The organism is Sulfurovum sp. XGS-02, assembly GCF_023213175.1.
Classification (GTDB): domain Bacteria; phylum Campylobacterota; class Campylobacteria; order Campylobacterales; family Sulfurovaceae; genus Sulfurovum.
Window position 1 is genome coordinate 1,735,110 of sequence record NZ_CP093312.1, and the last position, 25,649, is coordinate 1,760,758.

At 40.1% G+C, this 25,649-nt stretch carries 22 protein-coding genes and 1 riboswitch; of the genes, 6 read left to right on the forward strand and 16 right to left on the reverse strand.

All coding sequences use genetic code 11. The features are described 5' to 3' along the window. Nucleotides 1-8 precede the first annotated feature (8 nt). The gene (locus tag MN086_RS08605) at nt 9-1,061 is read left to right on the forward strand and encodes a glycoside hydrolase family 26 protein (RefSeq protein ID WP_248575602.1); all 1,053 of its coding nucleotides are present in this window, start codon (nt 9-11) and stop codon (nt 1,059-1,061) included. A 61-nt stretch (nt 1,062-1,122) separates the two neighbouring features. Here MN086_RS08605 and MN086_RS08610 read toward each other — a convergent pair whose 3' ends face one another. The 9 genes from MN086_RS08610 to MN086_RS08650 form a co-directional block, all read right to left on the reverse strand. Then, nucleotides 1,123-3,255 carry a polyribonucleotide nucleotidyltransferase gene (locus MN086_RS08610; RefSeq protein WP_248575603.1) on the reverse strand — a complete coding sequence of 711 codons (2,133 nt, stop codon included), beginning with the start codon at nt 3,253-3,255 and terminating at the stop codon, nt 1,123-1,125. Between the two features lie 75 nt (nt 3,256-3,330). Beyond that, on the reverse strand, nt 3,331-4,017 hold the full coding sequence (locus MN086_RS08615; RefSeq protein WP_248575604.1) for a phosphoribosyltransferase: 687 nt from the start codon (nt 4,015-4,017) through the stop codon (nt 3,331-3,333). Further along, nucleotides 3,995-4,267, reverse strand: a complete 273-nt coding sequence (locus MN086_RS08620) for a DnaJ domain-containing protein (RefSeq protein ID WP_008244129.1) — start codon at nt 4,265-4,267, stop codon at nt 3,995-3,997. The genes MN086_RS08615 and MN086_RS08620 overlap by 23 nt, the downstream gene beginning before the upstream one ends. Continuing rightward, nucleotides 4,267-6,348: an LPS-assembly protein LptD gene (locus MN086_RS08625; protein ID WP_248575605.1), complete on the reverse strand. Its 2,082-nt coding sequence runs from the start codon at nt 6,346-6,348 to the stop codon at nt 4,267-4,269. Before MN086_RS08625 ends, MN086_RS08620 begins: the two co-directional genes overlap by 1 nt. Then, nucleotides 6,341-6,796 (reverse strand): RDD family protein, encoded by a 456-nt coding sequence (locus MN086_RS08630; RefSeq protein ID WP_248575606.1) that lies wholly within the window; start codon nt 6,794-6,796, stop codon nt 6,341-6,343. The genes MN086_RS08625 and MN086_RS08630 overlap by 8 nt, the downstream gene beginning before the upstream one ends. A 9-nt stretch (nt 6,797-6,805) precedes the next feature. After that, the gene (gene purD, locus MN086_RS08635) at nt 6,806-8,074 is read right to left on the reverse strand and encodes a phosphoribosylamine--glycine ligase (RefSeq protein ID WP_248575607.1); all 1,269 of its coding nucleotides are present in this window, start codon (nt 8,072-8,074) and stop codon (nt 6,806-6,808) included. A gap of 366 nt (nt 8,075-8,440) precedes the next feature. Further along, on the reverse strand, nt 8,441-9,106 hold the full coding sequence (locus MN086_RS08640; RefSeq protein ID WP_248575608.1) for a uroporphyrinogen-III synthase: 666 nt from the start codon (nt 9,104-9,106) through the stop codon (nt 8,441-8,443). A gap of 2 nt (nt 9,107-9,108) precedes the next feature. Then, the gene (locus MN086_RS08645; RefSeq protein WP_248575609.1) at nt 9,109-10,047 is read right to left on the reverse strand and encodes a cation diffusion facilitator family transporter; all 939 of its coding nucleotides are present in this window, start codon (nt 10,045-10,047) and stop codon (nt 9,109-9,111) included. A gap of 2 nt (nt 10,048-10,049) precedes the next feature. Beyond that, nucleotides 10,050-10,697, reverse strand: a complete 648-nt coding sequence (locus tag MN086_RS08650; protein WP_248575610.1) for a hypothetical protein — start codon at nt 10,695-10,697, stop codon at nt 10,050-10,052. 171 nt (nt 10,698-10,868) lie between these two features. Between MN086_RS08650 and MN086_RS08655 the strand changes: the two genes are divergently transcribed. Beyond that, the gene (locus MN086_RS08655) at nt 10,869-13,211 is read left to right on the forward strand and encodes a bifunctional diguanylate cyclase/phosphodiesterase (RefSeq protein ID WP_248575611.1); all 2,343 of its coding nucleotides are present in this window, start codon (nt 10,869-10,871) and stop codon (nt 13,209-13,211) included. A gap of 47 nt (nt 13,212-13,258) precedes the next feature. Here MN086_RS08655 and htpG read toward each other — a convergent pair whose 3' ends face one another. Beyond that, entirely contained in the window at nt 13,259-15,121 is a 1,863-nt protein-coding gene (htpG, locus tag MN086_RS08660) for a molecular chaperone HtpG (RefSeq protein WP_248575612.1), read from the reverse strand. Nucleotides 15,122-15,263: 142 nt separating this feature from the next. On the opposite strand from htpG, the gene MN086_RS08665 reads away from it, so the two are divergent. Beyond that, complete coding sequence (locus MN086_RS08665; protein ID WP_248575613.1) at nt 15,264-15,755, forward strand: histidine phosphatase family protein; 492 nt, start codon at nt 15,264-15,266, stop codon at nt 15,753-15,755. 3 nt (nt 15,756-15,758) lie between these two features. Here MN086_RS08665 and MN086_RS08670 read toward each other — a convergent pair whose 3' ends face one another. From MN086_RS08670 to MN086_RS08695, 6 genes are all read right to left on the reverse strand, one after another. Continuing rightward, nucleotides 15,759-16,361, reverse strand: coding sequence for a transglutaminase family protein (locus MN086_RS08670; protein ID WP_248575614.1), 603 nt, complete (start codon nt 16,359-16,361; stop codon nt 15,759-15,761). Nucleotides 16,362-16,394: 33 nt separating this feature from the next. After that, a complete protein-coding gene (locus MN086_RS08675; RefSeq protein ID WP_248575615.1) occupies nt 16,395-17,561 on the reverse strand; it encodes a hypothetical protein in 1,167 nt (388 codons plus the stop codon). A gap of 68 nt (nt 17,562-17,629) precedes the next feature. After that, nucleotides 17,630-17,920: a hypothetical protein gene (locus tag MN086_RS08680; protein ID WP_248575616.1), complete on the reverse strand. Its 291-nt coding sequence runs from the start codon at nt 17,918-17,920 to the stop codon at nt 17,630-17,632. Nucleotides 17,921-18,080: 160 nt separating this feature from the next. Then, nucleotides 18,081-19,619: a glutamine-hydrolyzing GMP synthase gene (guaA, locus tag MN086_RS08685; RefSeq protein WP_248575617.1), complete on the reverse strand. Its 1,539-nt coding sequence runs from the start codon at nt 19,617-19,619 to the stop codon at nt 18,081-18,083. Between the two features lie 122 nt (nt 19,620-19,741). Then, a complete protein-coding gene (gene nhaD, locus MN086_RS08690; protein WP_248575618.1) occupies nt 19,742-21,088 on the reverse strand; it encodes a sodium:proton antiporter NhaD in 1,347 nt (448 codons plus the stop codon). A gap of 51 nt (nt 21,089-21,139) precedes the next feature. Continuing rightward, complete coding sequence (locus tag MN086_RS08695; protein ID WP_248575619.1) at nt 21,140-22,591, reverse strand: L-aspartate oxidase; 1,452 nt, start codon at nt 22,589-22,591, stop codon at nt 21,140-21,142. A gap of 119 nt (nt 22,592-22,710) precedes the next feature. Here MN086_RS08695 and MN086_RS08700 point away from each other — a divergent pair, with 119 nt between their 5' ends. The 3 genes from MN086_RS08700 to MN086_RS08710 all read left to right on the forward strand — a co-directional run bounded on the left by MN086_RS08700 (nt 22,711) and on the right by MN086_RS08710 (nt 25,641). Then, entirely contained in the window at nt 22,711-23,154 is a 444-nt protein-coding gene (locus MN086_RS08700; protein WP_248575620.1) for a DUF721 domain-containing protein, read from the forward strand. Further along, complete coding sequence (uvrC, locus tag MN086_RS08705) at nt 23,142-24,932, forward strand: excinuclease ABC subunit UvrC (protein WP_248575621.1); 1,791 nt, start codon at nt 23,142-23,144, stop codon at nt 24,930-24,932. The genes MN086_RS08700 and uvrC overlap by 13 nt, the downstream gene beginning before the upstream one ends. A 143-nt stretch (nt 24,933-25,075) precedes the next feature. Continuing rightward, a riboswitch (cyclic di-GMP riboswitch) is annotated at nt 25,076-25,150 on the forward strand. 77 nt (nt 25,151-25,227) lie between these two features. Then, nucleotides 25,228-25,641, forward strand: a complete 414-nt coding sequence (locus MN086_RS08710) for a PAS domain S-box protein (protein ID WP_248575622.1) — start codon at nt 25,228-25,230, stop codon at nt 25,639-25,641. The last annotated feature ends 8 nt before the right edge of the window (nt 25,642-25,649 follow it).

Here is a 25,649-nt window from a genome sequence, read left to right on the forward strand (position 1 = left end):
AAAGACCTATGTTTCGTCTATTTAAACTGCCCACTGTCATTTGTTGTCTGGCTGTTATCCTTCAGACAGGATATGGCAATGAACCATACAAGCAGACTAAAGCCGCATGGATCACGGATGCACTCAACTCACTTTCAAGCGGGAGATACCCCAAGGTCAAAGCCGTTGCATGGTGGCATGAGAACTTTGATGAAACAAGACTAAGGCTCGACTCATCCAAAGAGAGTTTACTAGCCTATCAAGAGGGTATCGCTCCATCCAACTTTATCTCACAGGCACAGATCATTTCCAAAAAACTTCAACTACCCCCACTTGGAGCCATCTATCATGCGGCAAATCCTGACTTTGGCGGCACAGAAGATAACGTGACATCAGAGCGTATCAAACGTTTTGAAGTGCTTGCACAAAAGAAGATCGTTTGGGCATATTTTTCCAATAACTGGTATGATACTATCAAATTTCCTCTTTCAGAAGTCAAAATCATTCATGAAAGCGGAAAGCTACCTTTTATCAGGCTCATGCCCAGAAGTGATTTTAATGAGGGAGGGCCTGATCCTCTTTACACCATGCAAAAGATCATTGATGGGAAATTCGATAAAGCACTGAGTGAGTGGGCCATGGATGCCAAGAAGATCGGAATACCATTACTTGTTGAATTTGGAACAGAAGTCAATGGGGATTGGTTTCCATGGAACGGAAGCTATAACGGGGGAGGTATAAAAGATATTTATGGTGACAAAAACAAAGCAGATGGCCCGGAACGTTTTCGTGATGCCTATAGACATATTATTGATCTTTTCCGTAGTCATGGAGTGGATAATATTACATGGTTTTTTCATGTGAATGCATCAAGCTATCCTGAAGAGCCATGGAATGAGATACGTCAGTATTATCCTGGGGACACCTATATCGACTGGATCGGGATCAGTGTCTATGGTGTACAATCAAAAGGAGAAACGTACTACTCTTTTGTTGAAATAATGGATACCATATATCCTATCATACTAAAGGTATCAGATAAACCCATCGCCATTTTAGAATGGGGGATGACTGAAATCTAAGAGAGGAGAAGGAGTTCAAAGAAAAAAGTATCACATTTTCCCTCAAGGGGAAAATAGCAGTTTATGCTAGGAATTCTGGGGTTGCCAACTCAACCTTTTTACCTTTTTGTTCCATGACCACCACAGTGATCGTATCACCTTCGTTGTATCGTTCTGCAAGGTTATTGACGCGCTCTTTAGCTACTTTTGAAATGTGAAGCAATGCATCAAAGCCATCTGGCATTTCAACAAAAATTCCGAAATCTACGATCTTTTTCACTTTACCCTCATAGCTCTCACCGACCTTATACTCCATCTGCTTTTTCACAGGTGTTGAAGCGATCTCTTCTATGTGGGCTTTTGCATCTGCTACTTTTACTTTGTCTTCACCTGAAATCTTTACACCACCTACATCACGGTCAAGATCAACAGAGACTTCAAACTTCTCAATGATCTCACGGATCGTAGCTCCTGCTTTCCCGATGATATCCACTATCTTGCTTGGATGTACGGTAAAGTGTTCTGTACTAGGAAGTGCTTCACTTGAAACAATGTTTTTTTCTGCCTCTTCCATCAGTCCAAGAATATGTTTTTTACCCTGGCTTGCTTTTTGCAATGCATCTTTCAGTACAGTTAAGTCTATACCGCCGAGTTTTATGTCCATTTGAAGTGCAGTGATACCTTTTGTAGTACCTGCGACTTTAAAATCCATATCCCCGTCATGGTCTTCCAGTCCCATAATATCTGTCAATACAGCATACTTGCCACCTTCACTTACCAGTCCCATGGCAATACCTGCTACAAGTGCTGTAGTATTTACCTCAGCTGCACGCATAGCCAATGCACCACCACATATCGTAGCCATGGAAGAAGAACCATTGCTCTCTAAAATTTCAGATACCAATCGGATACTGCCATCATAATTAAGATCTAAAGAAGGTTCCAGTGCTCTTTTTGCCAGGTTACCATGCCCAAGCTCTCTTCTACCCGGTGCACCGATGAATTTTGCTTCACCCACAGAGTAACCTGGGAAATTGTAATGCACCATAAAGTTTTCTGACTGCACATTTTTATCGGTAATAAGTTCGTACATCTGTGCATCTTTTTTATCACCCAGTGTCACCGTGACAAGCGCCTGGGTCTGACCTCGGGTAAAGAGACATGACCCATGTACAGAGGGTAAAAGATTTGTCTCAATGCTGATAGGTCTTACTTCATCAAGTGCCCTGCCGTCTGCACGAATATTTTTATCTAGGATCATTGCTCGTACAACTGTTTTTTTATAACGCTCCAGTACTTTGGATACAAGTTCTTTATCTGCTTCTATACCGTCCGCTTCTAAAGCTTCCATAATTTTCGTACGTACTTTTTTAAGTTCAGTAGAACGCTCACTCTTTGCCATATGCGAGATCGCTTTTTCTACATCCACCGCATAATTCTTCTCTATCATTGCATAGAGTGATGCATCTACTTTCTCTTCAGCCAATGGCAGGTTCAGAGGTTCTCTTACGATAGGAGTAAAGGCATCTACATAGGCTGTTGTTGCAGTATCTATAGCTTCTGCCGCCATCGCAATCACATCGACCAGTGCTGATTCATCAAACTCATTGGCACTTTGTCCCTCTTCATTTTCAGTGGCGAGTGTACGCATCTCTATCATCACTACATCTTTACCTGAACCAACGACCAAAAGATCCAGTTCACTCTCAGATTGCTGCGTAAGTGTCGGATTGATAATGATATCATCCCCATCTGTACCTACTCTGACCGCAGCAATACTTGTAGTCACTGGAATATCTGAAACATACAGTGCTGCATTTGCCGCATGTAAAGCGGCTACCTGCATATCAACCTCTGAATCTGCACTTACGACCATCACTGTGATCGTTACAGGGTAATGAAACCCTTTAGGGAATAACGGGCGTAGAGAACGGTCAACAATACGTGAAGTCAGTGTTTCAAAGTCCCCGGGCTTTGTCTCTCTCTTGATGAAACCGCCAGGGATCTTGGCTGCAGCATAAGATTTTTCCATATACTGTACCGTTAAAGGAAGAAAATCCTCATCCACTGCTTTTTCATCTACAGCAACGGCTGCTATCAGTACGGCTTTGCCTTGTCGGTACATCACCGCACCACTTGCCTGTTTTGCTATTTTATTAACTTCATACTTTTCTTCGAGACTGTTTGCATTGATCTCTATAATTTGTTCTTTCATTCGTTTCTCTTTCCTTTTAGCTGTTTACTACTTTCACACTATGCTCTTTTGCATGTTTTTTTCATAAAAATATATTTATTCTGCTTCTTTTGTTTTTACTTGTTGATCATGGACCATGGAAGATATCTCTTCAAAATTCAATCGTTCAAAATCTTTGTAATAGTATTCTATCGAAATATAGTCTTGTATCTTATAAGGACAAAATACACCATCACACACCGTAAGCAGATTTTGATAGACACCTTTATCCAAAATAGGTGTGGCGATAAAAATATTTTTAGCCCCTCTTGCGATGACCGACTTGAGTGCGACCATCATGGTAAGTCCTGTCTCTATACACTCATCAGCCAAGATCACATATTTCCCCTTGAGAGAGATCAGATCCTTTCCTTTTCGATATTTATAGACATAAGAGAGGACTTCCTCCTCATACTTCCTGTGGGCTTCACCATAGACATAATCTTCATTGATCTCAAATGCATCGACAAGTGCTTTATGTATCACCACTTCTTCTGTTTCGGAAACCATTGCAATAGCCAGTTCAGGGTTATTGGGTGCCAATATCGGTTCCGCCAGTAAAATATCCATTTGTGCATTGATCGCTTTGGCTATCTTGTCCGCAAAATAAACGCCCCCTTCACTGACACCTATCACTACCGTTTCATTTTTTGAAAATAACTCTATAGGAAGTGTATCAATCAACTGTTTTGAAGCATCTTCTCTATTTTCAAAATACGCATTAGGGTTTGAATCGCTGGGCATAATCTGCTCCTGGGAATTGTTTAGAAATTTCTTCTTCATCAAAAGTATAACGAAACTCTTCTATATACTTCATCAATAATTTATACGCATGGTTTAACTGCTCCATATTTTCAACCTCCCCTCCTAGGTCAGGGTGATTCTTTTTAGCCAAAAAATGGTACTGTTTTTTGATATCCGCTTTGCTGATCAACTTGGGCAGATGTAATATCTCTAGCGCTTTTTCGATCTCATCTTTAGGATTGATATTCATTATTCTGTCCCTACTGTACCAAAAGGAATAAAGTTTAACTGCAAATAAAAAGTAGTATCAAGCGTATAGCCTGTCGGCCTAGGGACGATATCTTGTCGGACGGAAGCCGTAGCATTCCAGCAATCACGATGATAGCTACCCCCAAATCTCCACTGCTTACTTGATGCATCATCCACATCATACGTCAAACCGCCATTGAACTTCACCTGTTCATTGAATGTATATCCAAAATAGAAATAGAGTTCATTTGCATCAATATTACCGGTGATATAAGTCGGCACATCGGGTAATATCTTTTTATAGGTATGCCCCAGACTAAAATGGTAATCTTCTTCATTCAGAGAAACACGACTGGCTGATTCACGTATTCTACCATATTCATGAGAATAGGTCACATCATTATACAGACTCCACTGATTCCAATTGTACCGCATTTCATTGCTCAGATCAGCAAGTTCATAGTTTCTATCGAGGTAATAGGTTTGTGTTAATCTTTGAAAAAACTTTAAGTTCATCATCTCATCATAAAAGTATTGGCTTAGATTAAATGCATAATGTTCTTCAGGCAATCCTACCGTAAACAAAGCTGTTTGGTCCACATCTAGTGCAGACAACGAAGGGGACTTGTATTCATTCCCTGGTCTAATGTACGCTAAAGAGGGTTGCAGTACATGTATAAAACCATCATACTTTTTCGTTAGATCCGTAAAAAGTTTGACTTTATGAATATTACTGTAATACTCAAAATCATCATGGAGGTACGCTCCGTTACCAAAAAAGAATTTACTGTAATACAACTCTTCTCCCAAAGAGAGACTCAAAAAATCATCAAAAAATGATGTGGTCAATTCCACTGGTACCTTAAGCTCTGCCTGACGTAGTGTCGTACCTTTTTCTCTATCAAAATTGTTGATACGGAGATCTGCACTATAGGTGAGATTATTCCATATAAAATGACTTAAGTATTTATGTAGTTGCAAGGAAGGGAGAATTTGCAGAGTATCACTGTTATCCTCTTTTCTCGTATCGATAAAATATTTAGCGTTGACCCCTGTATAGTAGTCATTGTTATAGAGAAAATAGTTCACTCTGGATTCTTGTAAAGGCACAAGTCCAAAATGTCTCAAATGGCTCTGCTGCAGGTTCAGGTAATCGATGTCATTCAGATAGGTCGTATTGATATAGAGACCATCTGTGAATCCGGTAGGTAATGTATTAGAAAATACTTGAGAAGATTCATAGTTGAACTCTACCCCATAGTGACTATCATTGGGAAGATAGTTGTTGTCTATATACTCTGTCTTATCTTTGAAATACCCTACCCTTAACTTTCCGGATGAATAGGCAGAGTCAACAAAACGAAACGTACTATACATCCCTATACTTCTTGCTGTTCTGATTTGAGGGTTAACCTCCAGGTCCATACTTGGAGAAATAGCCCAATAGATAGGCTGTTCATAAAGAAAGCCCTCATTGGATGAATATCCAAATGCAGGGAAGAGAAGACCTGAACTTCTTTCTCTATCGGTGGAAAAAGCCAAATACGGCGTGTAGAACATCGGAATATCCCATAAATATACCTTTGCTCCATAGATCTTTATATAGTTTGCATCACTGTCATATAATGCATCTGAGAAAGCCATTTTCCATAAAGGATCTGCAATATCGCAACTTGAGATCAGAGATGCACCCAGTGTATAGTTGCCCTCATCTTTATGCGCATCATCTGAAAAGATCCATACATCATTTTTACCGATAAGAAAGAGTTCATCAAACGTCACCTCTTTTGTATCGGTATGAATTTCAATATGATCGGTATGAACTTTACTTCCGTTGTACCCCAGCATTTCTATCTCTCCGTCAATCACAAGCACTTTAGTACTTTTATCGAAATGTGCAGAGGCTGCTTTTATGACACTGTCTTCATAATAGACAACCACATGATCTTTAGCTTCGACGATATTGTCTGCAGCATCCACATGTTTTGCCGTTATCTCGATCTTACTTTTATCTGAGGCAGCAGACAATATTTGCACGCCCGCTATGATAGCTACAAGAAAAAAAAAGAGATTTTTAGTCATTCACAACTACACAGTTAGAAAGTTTATCATGCAGTGTTTGTCTCAATGGTACAAAAAAGGCCATAAGAAAACCCAAATAGAACAGTACTTCGCTTGGGATTCTCACTGAAGCACGTAAAAATGCTTTTTGAAAACCAGGTGTATCTCCTGTCTCTAGCTCTATCACTTTGATCTTCATAAAATACTTGCCCAGTGTCATACCGTTTTGCCATACCAGAACAGTATGATAGAGGAGTTTTATAGAGAGGACAACCAAAAGATTTTGAGCAATAAAGGTATTGACCGTTTCAAGTGCTGCTTCATCTACCACCGTAATATTTGAAAAAAGTACAGAAAACTGATCATAAAAAATGATGATGAAAAAGAGTGTAATGACAATATCATCTATGACAAAAGCGGTCATCCTTTTTTGAAGACTTGCAATGGGCAAGGAGAGAGATTCAGACATCCCTACTCCCTAGAGTGCCTGATATGCGATGTCTGTACGACACTGCTTGCCTGCAAAATGGACCTGTCCTACCAACATATAGGCACGCTTTTGTGCCTCTTTGATACTATCACCGATACCTACACATACCAGTACCCTACCCCCTGTTGCATAGAGTTTTCCATCTTCACCACGCGTGACTCCCGCATAGGAGATATGTGCATTTTCCTTTACCTCTTCATGGTAGATATCATCTACGATGATCTCTGCAGGCGGTGTACTTTTATACGGATAGTCTTTACTTGCCATCACGACGCCGACCGCATATTTGTCATGAAACTCTATCTTGGCATTTTTAAGATCACCTGTTGCTGCCTTATAAAAGAGTTCAGAAGCCGGAGACTTGAGCAGTGGCATCAACTCTTCACATTCAGGATCCCCAAAACGTACATTATACTCAAGGATGATAGGCTCACCTTTTACCACCATCACACCGATAAAAAGTACACCCGTAAACGGCATACCTTCAGCTTCCATACCCTTCAGTGTAGGCTCTATAACGCGTTCGTTCAACTTACGATAGATCTCATCATTGACCAGCGGTGTAGGGGCATAGGCACCCATACCGCCTGTATTTGGTCCTTCATCATTGTTGAGAAGTCTTTTATGGTCCTGTGCGGCAGGTAAAACCACATAATCTTTCCCATCACAGATAGCAAATACAGAAAGCTCATAACCATCCAGGAACTCTTCCACAACGATACTTGTTCCCGCATCACCAAATGAGTTACCTGAAAGCATTTCACCCGCAGCTTTTTTTGCTTCATCATGACTTTGCGCAATGATCACACCCTTACCACCGCAAAGTCCATCAGCTTTCACTACGATCGGTGCATCCAGCGTCATGATAAAGTCATAGGCATCCTGCAATGAATCCGTTTCAATGTACTTGGCTGTAGGCACATTGTGACGGGCAAGAAAGTTTTTCATAAAGATCTTGGAACCTTCAAGTTGTGCCGCTTGGGCTGTAGGTCCAAAGATCGTAAGACCTCTCTCTTTAAAGACATCCACAATACCGCCTACCAATGGTGCTTCAGGCCCCACAATCGTTAGTTCGATACCATTGTCTTCAACAAAATCAGCCAATGCAGAAAAGTCACTGATCTCCAGATTCTCACCTAAGGTATCTGTCGCTCCATTGCCCGGTGCAAAATAGATCTTCTCTACATTCTCATCTTTTGTCAATGCCAAACCAATAGAGTATTCTCTACCGCCGGCACCTATTATCAATACATTCATTTAACATTCTCCGAAAAAGTTTAATTATCACCATAATATGCGGTCAGATTAGCAGGGATGACCATTGTGCGTAGAGGGTTTTGGAAAGGTGTGAAGGAGAACTGCCTTGTTCATCGATGACCTTTCCAAAGTCCTGTGCGTACAACCATCGTCACTAATAAGACCCGGGTGAGCGTTCTGTGTCAAGTCGGCCCTATATATAGCCAACGGTGCAGGAGAGAGTCTCTCTTTAGGGGATGATCTCTCGCCGACCAGGTCAAGCTCAAACAAAAACATCCGCACACCAAAAGACTACATGTCCCGCCAAGAATAAATGTTGGACCCCAAATACAGTAGTCGCATCACCTAGGCTAAATATATTATAACCTATTTGGAGTTAGAAGCGAGTAAAATCTGCTCTGCTTTTAGTATACAGGCATCTATCGTTGGCCTATCGGCAACTTCATAATGTGTATGTACGGGTAAATGTTTTTTTGTCGCTTTACCTATAATGACGGCGGTATAACTTTCATCCCATTCAAAATTCTTCAAAAAACAGTGAATAGTCGAGGGGGATGTGAAGATGATAATGGCATTTTTATCCGGTTTCTCTTTTTGTTCATAGCGGATACAGGAAGTTTCATAAATGATCTGTTCCTGAAGGTCTATTCCCGCTTTAGCTAAAAAAGTTTTTGCATCAAAAGAGACCTGTTTAGGGCGTAGGTATAGTATCTGTTTATCTTTAAATTGTGTGATGATCTCTTGGCTTAATGTTTCAGCATAAAATGATTTGGGTTGGTACATCACTTTCCCACCCAGAGACTCTATCTCTTTTGCCGTGGCAGAACCTATAGCCAGACAGGGATACTTTTTCCATTCTGGATTTAATACTTCTGCACTTTTAACCGCCTGCTTGGAGGTAAAGAGCAGTGTATCACATGTTGACAGATCTATTGTTGGGACTAGAGGTGAAAAACGTATCATAGGTAGATGTATCGTTCCCTCCCTAGGCAGAGGAGATAAAAGATAGATCATACCATCTGCGTGCATCATGATTATTTTTCTGCCACTCTGGATAAATGCTGTCCATTAATCATTGCAACATTCATATTTTCATCATCATAGGGATCAAAGTGCGGTGTAATGATCCAGTTTTTATTGGTATCTAGTAAAAAGATCTGATCTTCTACTTGATCGGCGATACGATGTGCTTCAAGCAGCAGCATATTCGGACGTAAGACCATATGAAACTCTACAAAGTTTGTTGTGCCATCCGTACGTGTTCTTAACCAATGGTAACTTGTTATTTCAGAATGTTTCGAGAGGATCTTTTCAATGTTTGCCACGATATCCGCATCCAATGCACGGTCTAAAAGTATCGCTATACCCTCTTGTATGATCTCATAGGCTGAGTAGATGATATAAAGCCCTATCCCTAAACCAATGATCGCATCAATCGCATCAATACCTGTCATATATACCAGACCCAGTGCTAACAGAACAGCAGCATTGCTCCATAGATCCGTCGTATAATGTAAAGCATCTGCTTTGATCACAAGATTGTCTGTTTCCTTTGCAACTTTTAAGAGATACTTGACTAAAAGATAAGTGATGATGATGGAGAGCGTCATTGCTACAATGGAAGGTGAAAGAAGTGTGGTCACAGACCCGGTGCTTAACTTCTTAATCGCTTCATAAATGATATAGATACCCGACATGGTAATGATCGTCCCCTCTATGACCGCAGCAATAGCTTGGATCTTACCTTTACCATAGTGGTATTCATCATCCGGATGTTCTTCTGATTTTTTGATCGCAAAAAAGTTAAACCCCGAAACCAGCATATCTAAAAGTGAGTCAATTGCAGAAGCAAGTACAGCCACTGAACCACTTGCTATTCCCAAAATCAATTTTAAGATCACCAACAGTGTTGCAACCGAACTTGACACAAGTGTTGCTCGTTTCTGTGGTGACATTTTTAACTCCTGACTCATATTTATGCTCCTCTTTTTTCTTTCATCATTGTCAACCCATTGACGGCCAATAATCCCACGGATACTATAAAATAGACTATAAGAAGTATCCATAATCCACGACTTACTACATCCAGGAAGGTGAAGAAAAGTGTGATTCGATACAGTATACCTAGTAAGACTGTATATTTCACCATGTTGTGTAAACGTGTATAGAATTTAACAATGGTTATCTCACGACAACTCTCACATCGGTTCTCAATCGCCTTTTGCTGATTTTTATCTAAAAATGCATAGACAATCTTTAACACATAACGTGACAAAGCAATGATCACAGCTATTCTAATGATAACAAAAAATGCCTCTAACCAAAAACCTTCTGGTATCTTGGCCCACAGTTCAAAAAGAAATGCTTTTAGACTTATTCCATTCCAGAGGTAATAGCTACCAAAAGCCAACATACCGATAAGGGCCAACCATAATAATACTTTCAATGTAAAGAACAGATATTCTTTTGCTCTGTCTATTGCAAGATGATACTTTTCATACGAAGCTGTATTTTTCATCAAGCCAAAGGCAAAGTGGTAATGCACTTTAAGCATCAGGTATATACCAAACACAGCGAAGAGAAGCAGTCCCAAAACAATGATCTCTTCGTATAAGTTTTGCATATCCATATTTGAAGACCTTATAGTTAAATAAAAAATGATTTTAGCATAAGTTAGGTTTAACTAGTACGGATATCGTTTGTATACTCTTTAAAGAGGGAGGCAAAAATACTATTTAAGAAAAACTTATGTTATAATAATTGAATAACTTATATAATAGGGTGGACTTCTCACATGACCAAAAGACCCGATGTTACAGAAGAAAATACACTAGACCATGCTATTGACAACATAGATATATCATTCTCAGAACGTCTAAACTATGACAAAATGGGTTTCTATTATATTTCATCTCCTATTATGCTTGTCGGAAATTTTTTAGGTGCACTCCTTCTGTGCGCTATACAATTAGGATCAGTTGATTTATATTCTATTGGTATCTGGCTTCTGGTCAGTTTTGTTATGTTCCTTTACAGATTTTATCACTATTATCTTTTCAAACGTGAAAGTGAACACAACAAACTTAGAGATGCAAAGATCTGGCTTGATAAATATTATACCAACACGCTACTCAGTGGTATCGTCTGGGGTAGCAGTGCATTATTAATATTTCCGGAATCTGAACTTTTAAATCAAATGGTCCTGGTCTTTTTTTTATTTGCTATTGGTTTTACAGCCATGGGGATATTGGCATCAAAACGCAATCTGTTATTAACCTATGCATTGGTCACATATTCTCCTATTATTTGGCGTCTTTTTTATCTCGAAGGTGAGCTCTACACTAAAATTGCATATATCATTTTTGCCTTAACACTCATTATGATACTTACAGCAAATTACTATGGGAAAGTGATCAACAATGCATTGAACAATCGTCAACACTTCATAAGTATCAAACATACGCATGAAAAACTGAAAGAACGTTTTTTCTCTTTATTCGAACGTGCACCTGTGGGGATCTATTATTATAATCCTGCCTTGGAACTACAAGATGTCAACATGCACTTTATGCATATCAATAAAATTGATGATAAAGAAGAGCTTCTCAATACAGATCTGCATGCTTCACCATACCAGCAAATGGTTGAAGCACATCAAGAAGTCTTTAACGGGCAAACAGGCAGTTATCGTGGTCCCTTTCAAGTCCCCGGTAATACACAGAATCTTTATGTGAACCTTTCAACCGTACCAATGCTCGATGCTGCAGGAAGTGTTGCTGGGGGTATTACCATTATCGATGACATCACCAATGAAGTGATCGCCAAAGAAGAGATGATTAGAAATGCCTACTATGATATGCTTACCAATATCCCAAATCGTACACTACTCTTAGATAAATTGAAAGCCTTTCTTGGGAAAAAACGACAAAACAAAGAGTATGCCGCCTTACTTTTTCTCGATATTAATCACTTCAAAAAAGTGAATGAGACCTATGGGCATGATATAGGTGACCACCTGCTTCAACTGGTGGTCAAACGGGTAGATGACAATATAGACGGTCATGAGGTATTTGCACGTATTACGGGAAACAAGTTTGTGATACTCCTTCCCTCTTTAGCGATAGATAAAGAACTTTCCAAAGAGATGACCTTAAAATATATCAATAAAATCCATGATGTATTTACCCCTCCTTTTAATCTTGCAGGTGATGAGTATCATGTAAATTTCACCATAGGTATAGTACTTTTCAATGATATTGATGCCTCAGCCTATGATCTTCTAAAACGTGCTGAAACAGCGATGTATGAAGCAAAAAAAATTGCAAGAGGCACAAACCAATTCTATCAAGACAGTATGAGTCAAGAGACACATGAATCACTGATGTTGGAAAATGATATGCATAAAGCCTTAATAAAGAGTGAATTCATTGTATATTATCAGCCACAACTGGATATACAAAAGAACAAGATCGTAGGGGCAGAAGCACTCATACGATGGAATCATCCCAAAAAAGGGTTTATCTCCCCTGCACTGTTTATCCCTATTGCAGAAGAGAGTGGGACCATTATCAAACTTGAGGAGTGGATCATCGATAAAACCTTCAGAGAAATAAAAGCTTTAAGTCAGCGTTCAGATGGCTTTGGGCTGGACCATATTGCCATCAATATCTCTACGGTACACTTTTTACAGCCTCACTTTGTTGAAAAACTGATGCTCCTGCTACAGAAGCATGATGTAAAAGCAGAATGGTTTGAACTGGAGATCACAGAGAGTGGTATTATGCGAAATATTGCAGATGCAGCAAAAAAGATCGAAGAGCTGAAAAGTTTTGGTTTTACATTTGCCATCGATGATTTTGGTACAGGATACTCTTCACTTTCATATCTCAAAGAACTTCCTGTCGATATGGTCAAAATAGACCAGTCTTTTATTAGAAATATGCATGAAAGTAAAGGTGATGTTGCGATTGTTGAAGCTGTGACTGCAATTGCTGAAAAGTTTAATTTGAAGGTCTTAGCAGAAGGTGTCGAGGATAAAAAGACATTGGAAGCTTTAAAAGCATTAAATTGTCATGCATACCAAGGTTACTATGCGCATAAACCTATGCCTCTAGAAGATTTTGAGAAACTTCTTTGATACTCATCTTAGAGAGTATATCATGAAAAATGATATACCCTATGCAATTACAGTGCTCTCGTCGCTAAAGTAGCTACTCTTTGTGCAAATGCACCTTTATCCTTAGGTTCAAGTCCTTCAGAGAGTTTTGCAGAATCCAAAAGTATCCACGAAAGATCAGCAAACAAAGATTCGTCATCCAGCGTATCCAGTTTTTTGATCATTTCATGGTCAGGATTGATTTCCAGAATCAAAGGTATCTCCGGTATTTCCTGTCCCATTTGAGCAAACATTGCTGCCATGCCAGCCATAGGGTCTGAACTGTCTTTCAGTACACATGATGGACTGGATGTCAATCTTGTAGAGGTTTTTACCTCTTTGACCTCTTCGCCCAATACCTCTTTGATCTTATCCGTAAGAGATTTGAACTCTTTAGAGATCTCTTCTTTCTCTTCTTCCGTCTTAGAGTCTGGAGCTTCAATGGTTGTAATGTCTTTAAGGTTCCACTCTTTATAGGCACCTATCATCGGAGTAACGATACTGTCCACCTCTTTATCATCCATGATAAGTACTTCGATATTTGCCTTATTATAAGCTTCAAGCAATGGAGAGTTTCTAAGCACTTTTTCATCATCACCTACAATATAGTAGATCTCTTTTTTCTCGGAATCACCACGGCTTACATACTCTTCAAACGATACAAGTCCTTCTTCTGTCGAACTTTTATACTTGACGATATCGAGCAATAACTCTTTGTTCATGTGGTCTATGTAAATACCCTCTTTCATGACTCTATTGTATTGTTCAATGAAAGTATCTGATTCTTCGCCGCTTAGTTTTTTAATCGCCTGGAGTATCTTTTTTGTTGCATTTTGCTTGATATTCGCCAAAATTCTGTTTTCCTGAAGCAACTCACGAGAGACATTCAACGGCAGATCTTCTGAATCTATGATCCCCTTTACAAAGCGTAAATACGGTGGCAATAACTCTTTATTGTCATCCGTGATAAACACACGCTTCACATAGAGTTTTACCCCTGCTTCATAATCTGCTCTGTACATATCCATAGGTGCTGTTTTAGGGATATAGAAAAGTGTGGTAAATTCATTTGCCCCCTCTACCCTATTATGTAGATAGCTAAGTGGTTCATTATCGCCATGTGCCAATGTTTTATAGAACTCTACATAATCCTCTTTTTTCAATTCAGACTTTGGAAGTGTCCAGAGTGCAGTCGCCGCATTGATCTGTTCTGATTTATGGACCATTTTAGTCGTTGCTTCATCCCCTTCACCCTCTGTCTCCTCTTCAGAGTAGTTCAGCATAATAGGGTAAGCAATGTGATTGGAGTACTTCTTGACCACCTCTTGTGTTCTCCACTTGTCTAAGAACTCTTGTTCATCCTCTTTGAGTTTGATGTAGATGATCGTTCCATGTGCTTCCTTCGTTACAGGCTTCACTTCATACTCACCTGTACCATCCGTACTGAACATATAGGCCTGCTCTTCACCTGCTTTTTTGGAGATCACATCCACTTTGTCTGCTACCATGAACACAGAGTAGAAGCCAACCCCGAACTGACCTATCAGATTTGAATCTTTTTTCGCATCACCCGTAAGGTTTTCCATGAATGCCTTCGTACCGGACTTGGCAATGGTCCCCAGGTGATCCATTAAATCGGTTTCATTCATCCCTATACCGTTATCACCGATAGTAAGAGAGTTATCCTCTTTATCTAATTTAATAAATACTTTTCCAGACCAGTCATCCTTCTTGAATGTTCCGTCTGTAAGAGAAAGATAATTAAATTTATCTAACGCATCTGAAGCATTAGAAACGAGTTCACGAATAAATATCTCTTTGTTTGAATAAAGGGAGTGTGTCATCAGTTTTAAGAGTTGACCGATCTCTGTTTGAAATTGATGTTTTGCCATACTGTTTCTCCTATAGTGTATTACTTTGGAGGGATTATAATATATTTTTCTAAATATTACAAGTTTTTTGAAGGAAAGTTTAGTGCTATTGACTAAAGTATATATGTTTCCAAAACTTTCTTTATCATGTTATAATAGAATTATGAAAAATCTATATTTAATCAGACATGCAAAATCAGATTGGAGTGATGAGAGTCAAAGCGACTTTGAGAGAGGTCTCAACAAAAGAGGTCAAAAAGCGATCCCTACCATGGCAAAGGCCCTTAAAGAGAAAAAAGTCATGCCAGACCTCATACTCTCCAGTTCTGCCAAAAGAGCCCAACTCACAGCCAAAGGTTTAGCGAAAGAGATAGGCTATACGGGGAATATAAAATATAGTGATGCCCTTTATATGGCAGAACCTCTGGATGTCATTTCCATGATTAAAGAGATCAAAGACAAATACGATGATGTCTTTATCATCGGCCACAATCCCGAAACCACTGAATTGACCGATCTGATGCTGGATGACTATATTGACAATGTGCCTACTTTAGGTATTGTCGCTTTAAAATTTCCGATCAAGCATTGGAAGAAATTAAAACCTGAAAAAGTAAAATTAAACTTTTTTATTTACCCTAAAATGTATACATAAGCTTCACTCTTTCCACTCTAGTTTTTCGATAGAAAGTTTTTTGTTTGAGAATGGCTCAACGATGACATCTAACTCATCAAGTCTATAGTGCAAAGGAAAACCTATGTTTGAATTTCTTGCTGTGCTTTCGAGAATAAAGTATTTCTTTCCGTTGACCCAAAGCCCTTTTCTCTGATCTAATCGTTCATCCTCTATGGCTGTAATAACAAAAATGTGTTTGGGCACCAAAACAAAATAGGCTTCCAACCCTAATGCATGGAGCATGGAAATGAGTAAATTGCTTTTGTCATCACAATCTCCAAAATTCTGCATTATGGTCTTTTGTGCAGAATACTGCTGGAATGTGTTGGTTCTATAAGGGATATTGGTCACAAAATCCAATAAAGATTGTACTTTACAGTGTGCATCGCGACAATGCTCTGTTAATGCAAATGCTTTCTCTTTTATCTCTTGGGAAGTCGTGACATAAGATCTGTAGATACCATCTGAGGTACCCACATGGGTTCTCTCTACGATAGCCATCGCCTTGATGGTACCGTAGATAAAAGCTATAAATGCAATAGCCAAAATAAGAAGTGATAGGTTTTTTTTACTTTCGCTTTTCATACAAAGGCTACACCCCTATCAAAACATATTCTCTTACTTTTTTTCAGCTGTTTCACAACCGTGTTTTTGACGCTCTGCTAAAAGTTCTACACGTTTTTTCTCTGCATCTTTTAACATTTTCTTTTTATTATTGCTCACTGTGAACCCTGGTGACGGTAATGCGCTGGCTTTCTCTTGTAAATGGAAAGCACTGGTGGTGTTTACCATGATCGTAAATTCATACAATTTTATAAGTTCTTCATCAAGAGCATCACATAGATCAGACTTGCCTGCCACTTCCTTTGTATCAGCTACTTGGATAGTCTCCACTACCATAGGGGGTTCAGCACTCTCTTTTTGATACACTATTGTATCTTCTGCATCTTTTTTCTTTTCATCACTTGCAGTTTGTTCTTTGTTATGCGTTACCACCACTCCCGGTAGCGGTACTGCTGTAACCTTTTCTGCCACATCAACCGTATTGGCAGAGGTGACCTTGGTCGTCGATTCATCCGGTTTCATCATTTTTTTATCACTATCAGTAGATGATTCAGACACTGACACAGGCTTATGTACCACTTCCCTTTTATCCTGCCTCTGAACACTGTGTGTAGGTATAGGAGTTTCACAATTATATCTTTGATGCTCTGCAGCATACTCTGCATATTTTCTCTTTGCAGCTCTCAGCATCTGTTTTCTATTATTACTGACCGTAATCCCCGGTACCGGCAGTGCTGTAGCTTTTTCTTCTAAATGGAATGCACTGGTGTTTTTTACCACTTCGGTAAATCTATCTAATCTCATCAGTTTTTTATCGATCGCAGTACATCGATCAGACGACAAAGGAGGATTCTCTATAAGGACTATTTGAGCTGTGCCTGTGCTTACTGGAGTTTCACAAGCGTATTTTTGTCGCTCGGCAGCATACTCTGCATATTTTTTCTTTGCCTCTCTCAGCATCTGTTTTCTATTATTACTGACCGTGATCCCCGGTACCGGCAATGCTGTAGCTTTTTCTTCTAAATGAAAAGCACTGGTGTTTTTCACCACTTCGGTAAATCTATCTAATCTCATTACTTTTTTATCGATCGCAGCACATGGGTCAGAAGATAAAGAGGGGGTACCTACTACAGCCATTTTATCAGCCATTTGACCACTGCAGGCGGTCATAAAAGTTACAATAACAAGAGACGTGAGTATGTAAAGAAGTATTTGTTTCATGAAAGATTCCTTTAAAAAATATTATAACCGAAGTAGCTCAAATAAAGGCAATGGTCTATCTGTATAGATTACTGCAAACGCTTTTGGGTAACCTCATCTGGTTCAACTTCACATAACATTGTATCTTGCCCACAATGACGGCAGGTGGTTCTTACAGTAAATATATACCAGCCATTTTTGTCTTTTAGGATGGAGTTACCGCACTTGGGACAGGTGATGCGGCTCTGAAGTATGGCAAAGAACATTGCCACACCCAGCTGAAGTGTACTATGCGTATAAAATATGGACAAGATGATAAAAAGACCGACCATCACAGCTAGAATCATATACTTAATATAGGCAGGGATACACTTCACCATTCTATTTCCTTTTTATTTGTAAACACTATTGTAACACAATGGGCTTCGTATGTAACGATATGACGATTATTCTATTTCTTTCTTATGGATATTAGATTAAAAGGTTGTTGAGAAGGAGCCTGCGAGGTCCGGTAACTGACTGAACAAACTCCCTAAAAAACTATTCCCACTCGATGGTTGCAGGAGGCTTAGAGCTGATATCATACACTACTCTATTGATCCCGTCAATTTCATTAATAATCCTTCTACTCATCCCTTCAAGCACATCATGCGGGATATGTGCAAACGTAGCTGTCATACCGTCTACCGATTCAACCATACGGATACAGACCGTATTGTCATACGTACGGTTGTCACCCATCACACCTACGGATTGGACATTAAGCAGTACAGTAAATGCCTGCCATACTTTATCATAATATCCTGTCGCTTTAAGCTCTTCTTGCATAATGGCATCTGATTCACGAAGCAGTCTCAGTGCCTCTTCATTGACATCTCCCATGACTCTGATCGCTAGTCCCGGTCCAGGAAAAGGGTGTCTGCCTATCATATGCTTTGGAAGTCCCAGTTCAAGACCGAGTTTTCTTACCTCATCTTTAAAGATCTCTCTTAGCGGTTCCACCAGTTCAAATGTCATCCAATCAGGGAGTCCGCCTACATTATGGTGAGACTTGATCGTTTTTGACGGTCCCTTCACTGAAACAGATTCGATCACATCCGTATAAAGCGTTCCTTGTGCAAGGAAACTGACATCCGTATGCTTCTTAGCTTCTTTATCAAAAACTTCAATGAACTTTTCACCGATCGCTTTTCTCTTAGCCTCAGGATCGGTCACACCTGCAAGTGCTTCCATGAATTCTTGTTTTGCATCGATCGTGATCAGTGGGATACCTACAAGTTTGAACATATCCTGTACTTGTTCTGCTTCATCTTTACGAAGCAGCCCCTGGTCCACAAATACACAGATGAGTTGTTCTTTTGGCAAGGCTTCATTCAGCATAGCAGCGACAACAGAAGAGTCTACTCCGCCACTTACGCCACAAAGGACTTTTCTGTCACCCACTTGGGCTTTGATAGCAGCGATCTTCTCTTTGGCAAAACTTCCCATGTTCCAAGTACTGTCACAACCGCAGATATGTTTGGCAAAGTTTTTCAACATCGCTGTACCCTCTACAGAGTGGTGTACTTCCGGGTGGAACTGGAATGCATAGATATTTTTACTTTCATTGGCTATGGCTGCATAGGGAGAGTTTTCACTCGTACCTATGACTTCAAAACCTTCAGGTATACGTTCTGCTCTATCTCCATGACTCATCCATACGATAGAGTCATTCGAGATATCTTTGAAGATACCCGAATCATTTTCGATGTGTAGTTTTGCTTTTCCGTATTCATGATGATCCGCGGCAATCACGCTTCCGCCAAAGTGCTGTGTAATAAGCTGCATACCATAACAGATACCCAAGATAGGCAATCCCAGGTCCCACACACCATCATCTGGCTTATAGGCATCTTCAGCATAAACAGAAGCAGGCCCGCCAGAAAGGATAATACCTTGCGGCTTTCTGGCCTTAATGTCTTCAATACTCTCGCGATACGGCACCACTTCAGTATAGACACCGCTTTCTCTCAGTTTTCTAGCGATAAGCTGTGTATATTGTGATCCGAAGTCTAAGACTAATATAGGTACTTGTTTCATCATCTTTCCTTGTATATGTATGGTTAAATCTTTCAAAAAAAACTTAACTATAAAAATACGTTTTCAGTATTCCTGAGTCTCACTCAGAAATACCGATCTCACAAATCGAACCCAAGAGAGGGTTACGCGCCTATACCTAGTATCATGAACTGCAGATACCAGACAGAGACAGAGACTATATAACCTGCAAGTACGGTCCAAGCTAACTTTAAATGTGAACCAAATGTATAGATGCCGTGAAGCTTGCCCATGACCCCTACACCTGCTGCAGAACCAAACGAGATAAGTGATCCACCCACACCCGCTGTCAGTGTCACAAGCATCCACTGTGCATGTGAAGATGCACCCATATCCGGGCTTGACTTCAGTACTGCTGACATGACAGGCACGTTATCCACGATTGCAGAAAGGAATCCCACTCCGATATTCACGGTAGTCGCACCAAATTGCGAATAGAGTGCCGTGAAGTATTCTAAGAAACCTAAAAAGTGAAGTCCGCCAACCGCAGCCAAAATACCAAAGAAGAAAAGCAGTGTATCATTTTCAATTTTAGCGATGAATGAGAAAACATTGACAGGAGGACACTCAATACCATCACTATCGTATCTTACTTCTCTGCTCATTCTATAGATATAGAGTTTCAGCACAGCCAAACCGAACATCATTCCCCACATTGCAGGTAAATGAAGGACTTGGTGTGAAAGAACGGCTGAAGCGATCGTGAAAGCAAAAAGCCCCATGATCACTTTTCCACCTGAGGAAATATACACCTTTTTTTCATCCGCTGCAAATGGTGGTGTATCGTTTGGTACAAAACGGCTTAGAAGGAATGCCGTCACGAACCAACCTAAAATGGATGCAGGGAAAAGATAAAGGAAATCAACAAAAGCTCCCTTACCGTCTACCCATACCATCAATGTAGTGATATCACCAAATGGCGACCAGGCACCACCTGCATTTGCCGCCACAACAATATTGATCGCCGAAGGTACGATAAATGCTTTATTTGTTTTATCAATAGTGATCAATACCGTTGAAAGGATCAGTGCTGTTGTAAGGTTATCTGCAACAGGAGAGATAAAGAAGGCTAAAAGACCTGTGATCCAGAAAAGTTTTTTATAACTGTATCCTTTAGAGACAAGATTATAACGCAACGCAGAAAATACATTCCTATCGATCATCGCTTCAATATAGGTCATAGCTACATAGAGGAAGAAGAATATCCCTGCGATCTCAAAAATAAGCAACTCTATTTCATGGTGTAGATGTGCACCGTCCAACCCATTCATAGCATAATAGATACCGATCAGCATAAAGATCATTGTTCCTGCAAAAAGTGCCGGTTTAGCTTTGTTTATAAGGTATTTATCTTCCGCTGCGATAAAGTAGTATCCTACGACAAATATGATAAGTGAAGCGATCCCCACCCATGTTGTTGTCAAATCTGTGTGCAATATTTCTGTGGTCATTAATTGTTCTCCTAATTCCTTGGTATGCCATACCTGTCCATACATTGTACGCTATACAGACTCTATATAGTGCGAGCCCAAAGACTCTTTTCTCGCAAGTGCTGCATCTACGATAGCAGAAGCAGTGTTTAGTCTAAGTTTTAGTAATCTGCCGATCTCTTTATTTTTCATATCATAAATGAGATTTTTCGCTTCATGCAAGCCTTTTGTTGTCCTGATAATCCCTATATCATCCCACATCACTTGACGCAGTTTTTGTTTATAGATCTTATCGTTTTCTTTGTGCAGAATATTACCGTAATCTTTCTCAAAAAGAGGTGTTTTTATCGCTTGATGCTCTTTGGAAAGCAGATGTTCCACTGCACGTCTCGCAAAGACCACACCTTCAAGCAGTGAATTTGATGCAAGACGGTTTGCCCCATGTACACCTGTTCTTGCTGCTTCACCTATGACATACAGACCTTCCATACCGTCTATAGCGCCATTGGTATCGCACTTTATACCTCCATTAGAGTAGTGAAATGCTGGGGAGATAGCGATCTTGTCTTTGGGAAATTTATAACCGAGTCTGCCAAATGTATGTGTGATATTAGGGAAACGATGTTCAAACCACTTCTCTTCGAACATGGAAAAGTCCAAGTAGGCCTTTTGTCCCGTTTTTCGTTTATGGTTGAAGATACCGCGGGCCACAATATCCCGACTTGCCAATTCTCCTCTCTCGTCATAATCGAACAAGAATCGTCTTCCCTCTTCATCCACGACATGTGCACCCTCACCCCTAAGTGCTTCAGTCAGTAACAGTTTTCTTGCAAAAGGGGTATCCACATATACAGTAGGGTGGAACTGCATGAATTCCATATCGGCAAGCTCTATCCCTTTTTCAACACAGATACCGTGAATATCGGCACTGACTGTACGAGAGTTTGTATTGTATGCATAGAGAGAGCCTATACCTCCGGAAGCGATGATCACATCATCTGCATAGATCGTCGTGGGTTCATAATTGACCGTAGCTTTTACCCCAAAACATCTGCCGTTGTCTATAAGCAGATCATACACCAGTGTATTTTTCTGAAGCTGGTGTTTGTTCTGCACCATCATGAAGTAATGCATATACCGTCCCGTAGCATCTCCACCGGCATGGATGATACGCTCTACGGAGTGAGCAGCCTCTTTCGTATATAAAATATTCCCTGCTTCATCTGCATCAAACTCCATCCCTCTGGCAATGATATCAGGCGTGGTCTCCAGTGAGGTACGGGAAAGGATCTCCACAGCTTCTTTGTTATTATGGTACGAACCCGCAGCCATGGTATCTTCGACATGAAGAGGAATATCTGCTTCATTCAAGGCGGTTGTCATACCTCCCTGAGCATAAAACGTATTACACTCCCAGGGTATATCTTTACATACCACTAAGACTTTTTTACTTGCAGGCAGCTGCATCGCTGCATAAAGCCCTGCGATACCAGCACCTATGATCAGTACGTCATACTTCTGCATCTCTACCCTTCTGTCTTCATACTTGTATTGTGCTCTACACTATCTTCTACATACACGGGGTCGGTTTTATAACCGCAACCTGTCAAGATGATACAGCAAAGTGATGTTATAATCGCTTTATGAAAAAAGCCAGTATGATTTTGTCTCATTTATCTTCTCAGCCTCAGTTTAAATCATTAAAACGGCAGGAGTGTTACCAAAAGTATATTGATCTTCTGAGTCCCAAATGGCAAAAAGCTGTTGCCTTTGTGTACATCAAAGATGAGACACTCTTTATAGCAGTCACACACCCCGGTTTTAAAATGGAACTTAATTATAATAGAGATTTATTAAAAACACTATTAACTGAGCTCAACAGGCACGATGAAGCGTGTAAGATGATGCAGGCTGAAAAGGTGGTCGTCTTTCATAGCAAGTATTATGCCATGCCTCAGGAAAAAGCCTCTTATGTGAGCGTACCCCATTATCATGAACGCGCCGAGGGAAATTTTGAAACACCTTCAGACAGAGAACTCAAAGAGAAATTCGAACGTATTAAAGCCATAGTCACATGCAATCAGTAATCCAAGACCTCCCCTCCTGCGCAGGAGTGTACCAGTATTTTGATACAAGCGGTAAACTGCTCTATGTAGGAAAAGCCAAAAACCTTAAGAACAGGGTCAAAAGCTATTGGCGTTTCTCTCCTGAATTCAGACCCAACCCTACGCAAAGTTCCCGTATCATCAAAATGCTCTATGAAGCCAGTAGACTTGAGTACATCGTCGTAGAGACGGAAGAGGATGCGCTCATCCTCGAAAACTCGCTCATCAAGCAGCTTAAACCCAAATACAACATTTTACTTCGTGACGATAAAACCTACCCCTACATCTATATCGATGAATCTGTTGCATATCCAAGGTTTGAAATTACCCGAAAGGTCATCAAAGGCAAACACATTACCTACTACGGCCCTTTTCCTACCGGAGGAAAAGCCTTACTTGACGCACTCTATGAAGTCTATCCTCTTGTACAGAAAAAGTCTTGTCTAAAAGAAGGGAAAGCCTGTCTCTTCTATCAGATCAAAAAGTGTCTGGCACCCTGTGAAGGAAAAGTGTCACCTGAAGCGTATGGAGAGATAGTTACACAGGCCAAAACATCCATCGTCAAACGCAAAGACCTACTCTCCACTCTTGAGGAGAAGATGACAAACCTTGCGATGCAGGAACGTTATGAAGAGGCAGCGGCTATGCGTGACAGTATCAATGCCATCTCTTCACTCACGATCTCATCAAACATTGATTTTGCCAATGCAATGGATCTGGATATCTTTGCGATACTCAATGGGGATGAAAGAGGTGTCATCGTCAAGCTCTTTATGCGGGGAGGAAAGATCATCTCATCGGCATACTCTTACTTCAGACATACCCATATTTTTGACGAGAATGAAGCCTATAAACAGGCGTTATTGGAATTCTATACCATCGATACCCCCAATATAAGCAAACAAATTCTTACGGCCCATACTTTTGAAGACTCCGAACAGGTGTCACATAGCCTTTCTACCCGTTTTGATAAAAAAATAGAGATAGTTACACCGCAACGCGGTCCCAAAGCCAAACTGATCGCTTTGGCCCTGCAAAACTGCGAAGAGCTACTGCGTAAAACACAGAGTGATACGCTCATGGAACAGAAAATCGCTGATCTCTTTGACCTTTCCGTCATTCCTTACCGTGTAGAGACTTTCGATAACTCTCATCTTATGGGTGCAGCTACCGTAGGTGGTATGGTGGTGTGGGATGAAGATAAATGGGATAAATCCGCATATCGACGATACACGCTGCATGAGCGTGATGAGTATGGGCAGATGAAAGAGATGCTCTCTAGACGTATAGAGAACTTTAAAAAAGAACCTGCTCCGGACCTTTGGATACTTGATGGAGGACAGGCCAACCTCAATCTTGCAAAAGCCCTTCTTGAAGAAGCCCATGTCAACCTTGATGTCATAGCCATAGCCAAAGAGAAGCTCGACGCCAAAGCACATCGTGCGAAAGGTGCAGCCAAAGACATAATCTATACCTCCCATGGCGTTCTTGAGCTCAAAGCAAATGACAAACGCCTGCACTGGATACAGCGCCAAAGGGATGAAGCACATCGTTATGCCATCACCTACCATCAGAACAAAAAACGTAAAGAAGATACAAAAATTTCACTTCTCAATAAAAAAGGTATAGGCAAAGCAACGGTCAAAAAGTTGATCGATTATTTCGGAACATTTGATGCCATAGAGAATGCATCTTCTGAAGAAATAGAAAAAGTTACAAATAAAAAAATTGCTAACATTATTAAAAATTATAATCCATAAACAACCATAATCTAATATTTTTTACTAAAAAACTTCTTAATTCAATCTATTTTTAGTTTAGTTGTTATAGAGTTTTAGCAGCAGTGTTATGTTTGCAGTATTGCTATCAACAAAATCTGGTGCATCTTATTATTCATAATGCTAAGTTAACAAGCTAAACTCATTGTGAAGTGGGGACAGAAAGCCATGGGTCTCATGAAGATCGCCAGGCTGCAAACAGTAGACTTAATAACTGTAAGTTTATTGATACTACACTTCTTACACGACACACTACAAAAGGGGGGAACATAATACAATGAATAGACCTAATCCAATTGATGAAGAGTATATCTTTGAAAAAGGCTTGATCGTTAGTTCGACAGATCTTAAAGGGATCATTACATATGCTAACAGAAAATTCTGTGAAATATCAGGATATACCAAAGATGAACTCGTAGGGAAAAATCACAATATTGTAAGACATCCGGATATGCCAAAAGCAGCATTTCAAGAACTTTGGGACACGATACAGGGTGGCAAAGAGTGGACCGGTATCGTAAAGAATTTAAGAAAAGATGGCAGATATTATTGGGTTTATTCACATATTTCACCTATCATTGTTGATGGAGAGACCACTGGCTACACCGCAGCCAGAAGACCGGCATCTGAAACAGAAGTAACAGAAACCATTCCTATTTACAGGGATTTGTTAGAGAAAGAAAGTAACTAAAAGAAGAG

Bases quoted from the DNA above. Each gene is read 5' to 3' on its own strand.
- htpG (WP_248575612.1), bottom strand. From the start codon at position 15,121: ATGGCAAAACATCAATTTCAAACAGAGATCGGTCAACTCTTAAAACTG.
- nhaD (WP_248575618.1), bottom strand. From the start codon at position 21,088: ATGACCACAGAAATATTGCACACAGATTTGACAACAACATGGGTGGGG.
- uvrC (WP_248575621.1), top strand. From the start codon at position 23,142: ATGCAATCAGTAATCCAAGACCTCCCCTCCTGCGCAGGAGTGTACCAG.
- MN086_RS08625 (WP_248575605.1), bottom strand. From the start codon at position 6,348: ATGACTAAAAATCTCTTTTTTTTTCTTGTAGCTATCATAGCGGGCGTG.
- MN086_RS08640 (WP_248575608.1), bottom strand. From the start codon at position 9,106: ATGATGCACGCAGATGGTATGATCTATCTTTTATCTCCTCTGCCTAGG.
- MN086_RS08675 (WP_248575615.1), bottom strand. From the start codon at position 17,561: ATGAAACAAATACTTCTTTACATACTCACGTCTCTTGTTATTGTAACT.
- MN086_RS08655 (WP_248575611.1), top strand. From the start codon at position 10,869: ATGACCAAAAGACCCGATGTTACAGAAGAAAATACACTAGACCATGCT.
- MN086_RS08610 (WP_248575603.1), bottom strand. From the start codon at position 3,255: ATGAAAGAACAAATTATAGAGATCAATGCAAACAGTCTCGAAGAAAAG.
- MN086_RS08620 (WP_008244129.1), bottom strand. From the start codon at position 4,267: ATGAATATCAATCCTAAAGATGAGATCGAAAAAGCGCTAGAGATATTA.
- MN086_RS08615 (WP_248575604.1), bottom strand. From the start codon at position 4,017: ATGCCCAGCGATTCAAACCCTAATGCGTATTTTGAAAATAGAGAAGAT.
- MN086_RS08670 (WP_248575614.1), bottom strand. From the start codon at position 16,361: ATGAAAAGCGAAAGTAAAAAAAACCTATCACTTCTTATTTTGGCTATT.
- MN086_RS08700 (WP_248575620.1), top strand. From the start codon at position 22,711: ATGAAAAAAGCCAGTATGATTTTGTCTCATTTATCTTCTCAGCCTCAG.
- MN086_RS08680 (WP_248575616.1), bottom strand. From the start codon at position 17,920: ATGGTGAAGTGTATCCCTGCCTATATTAAGTATATGATTCTAGCTGTG.
- guaA (WP_248575617.1), bottom strand. From the start codon at position 19,619: ATGAAACAAGTACCTATATTAGTCTTAGACTTCGGATCACAATATACA.
- MN086_RS08695 (WP_248575619.1), bottom strand. From the start codon at position 22,591: ATGCAGAAGTATGACGTACTGATCATAGGTGCTGGTATCGCAGGGCTT.
- MN086_RS08630 (WP_248575606.1), bottom strand. From the start codon at position 6,796: ATGTCTGAATCTCTCTCCTTGCCCATTGCAAGTCTTCAAAAAAGGATG.
- purD (WP_248575607.1), bottom strand. From the start codon at position 8,074: ATGAATGTATTGATAATAGGTGCCGGCGGTAGAGAATACTCTATTGGT.
- MN086_RS08710 (WP_248575622.1), top strand. From the start codon at position 25,228: ATGAATAGACCTAATCCAATTGATGAAGAGTATATCTTTGAAAAAGGC.
- MN086_RS08605 (WP_248575602.1), top strand. From the start codon at position 9: ATGTTTCGTCTATTTAAACTGCCCACTGTCATTTGTTGTCTGGCTGTT.
- MN086_RS08645 (WP_248575609.1), bottom strand. From the start codon at position 10,047: ATGAGTCAGGAGTTAAAAATGTCACCACAGAAACGAGCAACACTTGTG.
- MN086_RS08665 (WP_248575613.1), top strand. From the start codon at position 15,264: ATGAAAAATCTATATTTAATCAGACATGCAAAATCAGATTGGAGTGAT.
- MN086_RS08650 (WP_248575610.1), bottom strand. From the start codon at position 10,697: ATGCAAAACTTATACGAAGAGATCATTGTTTTGGGACTGCTTCTCTTC.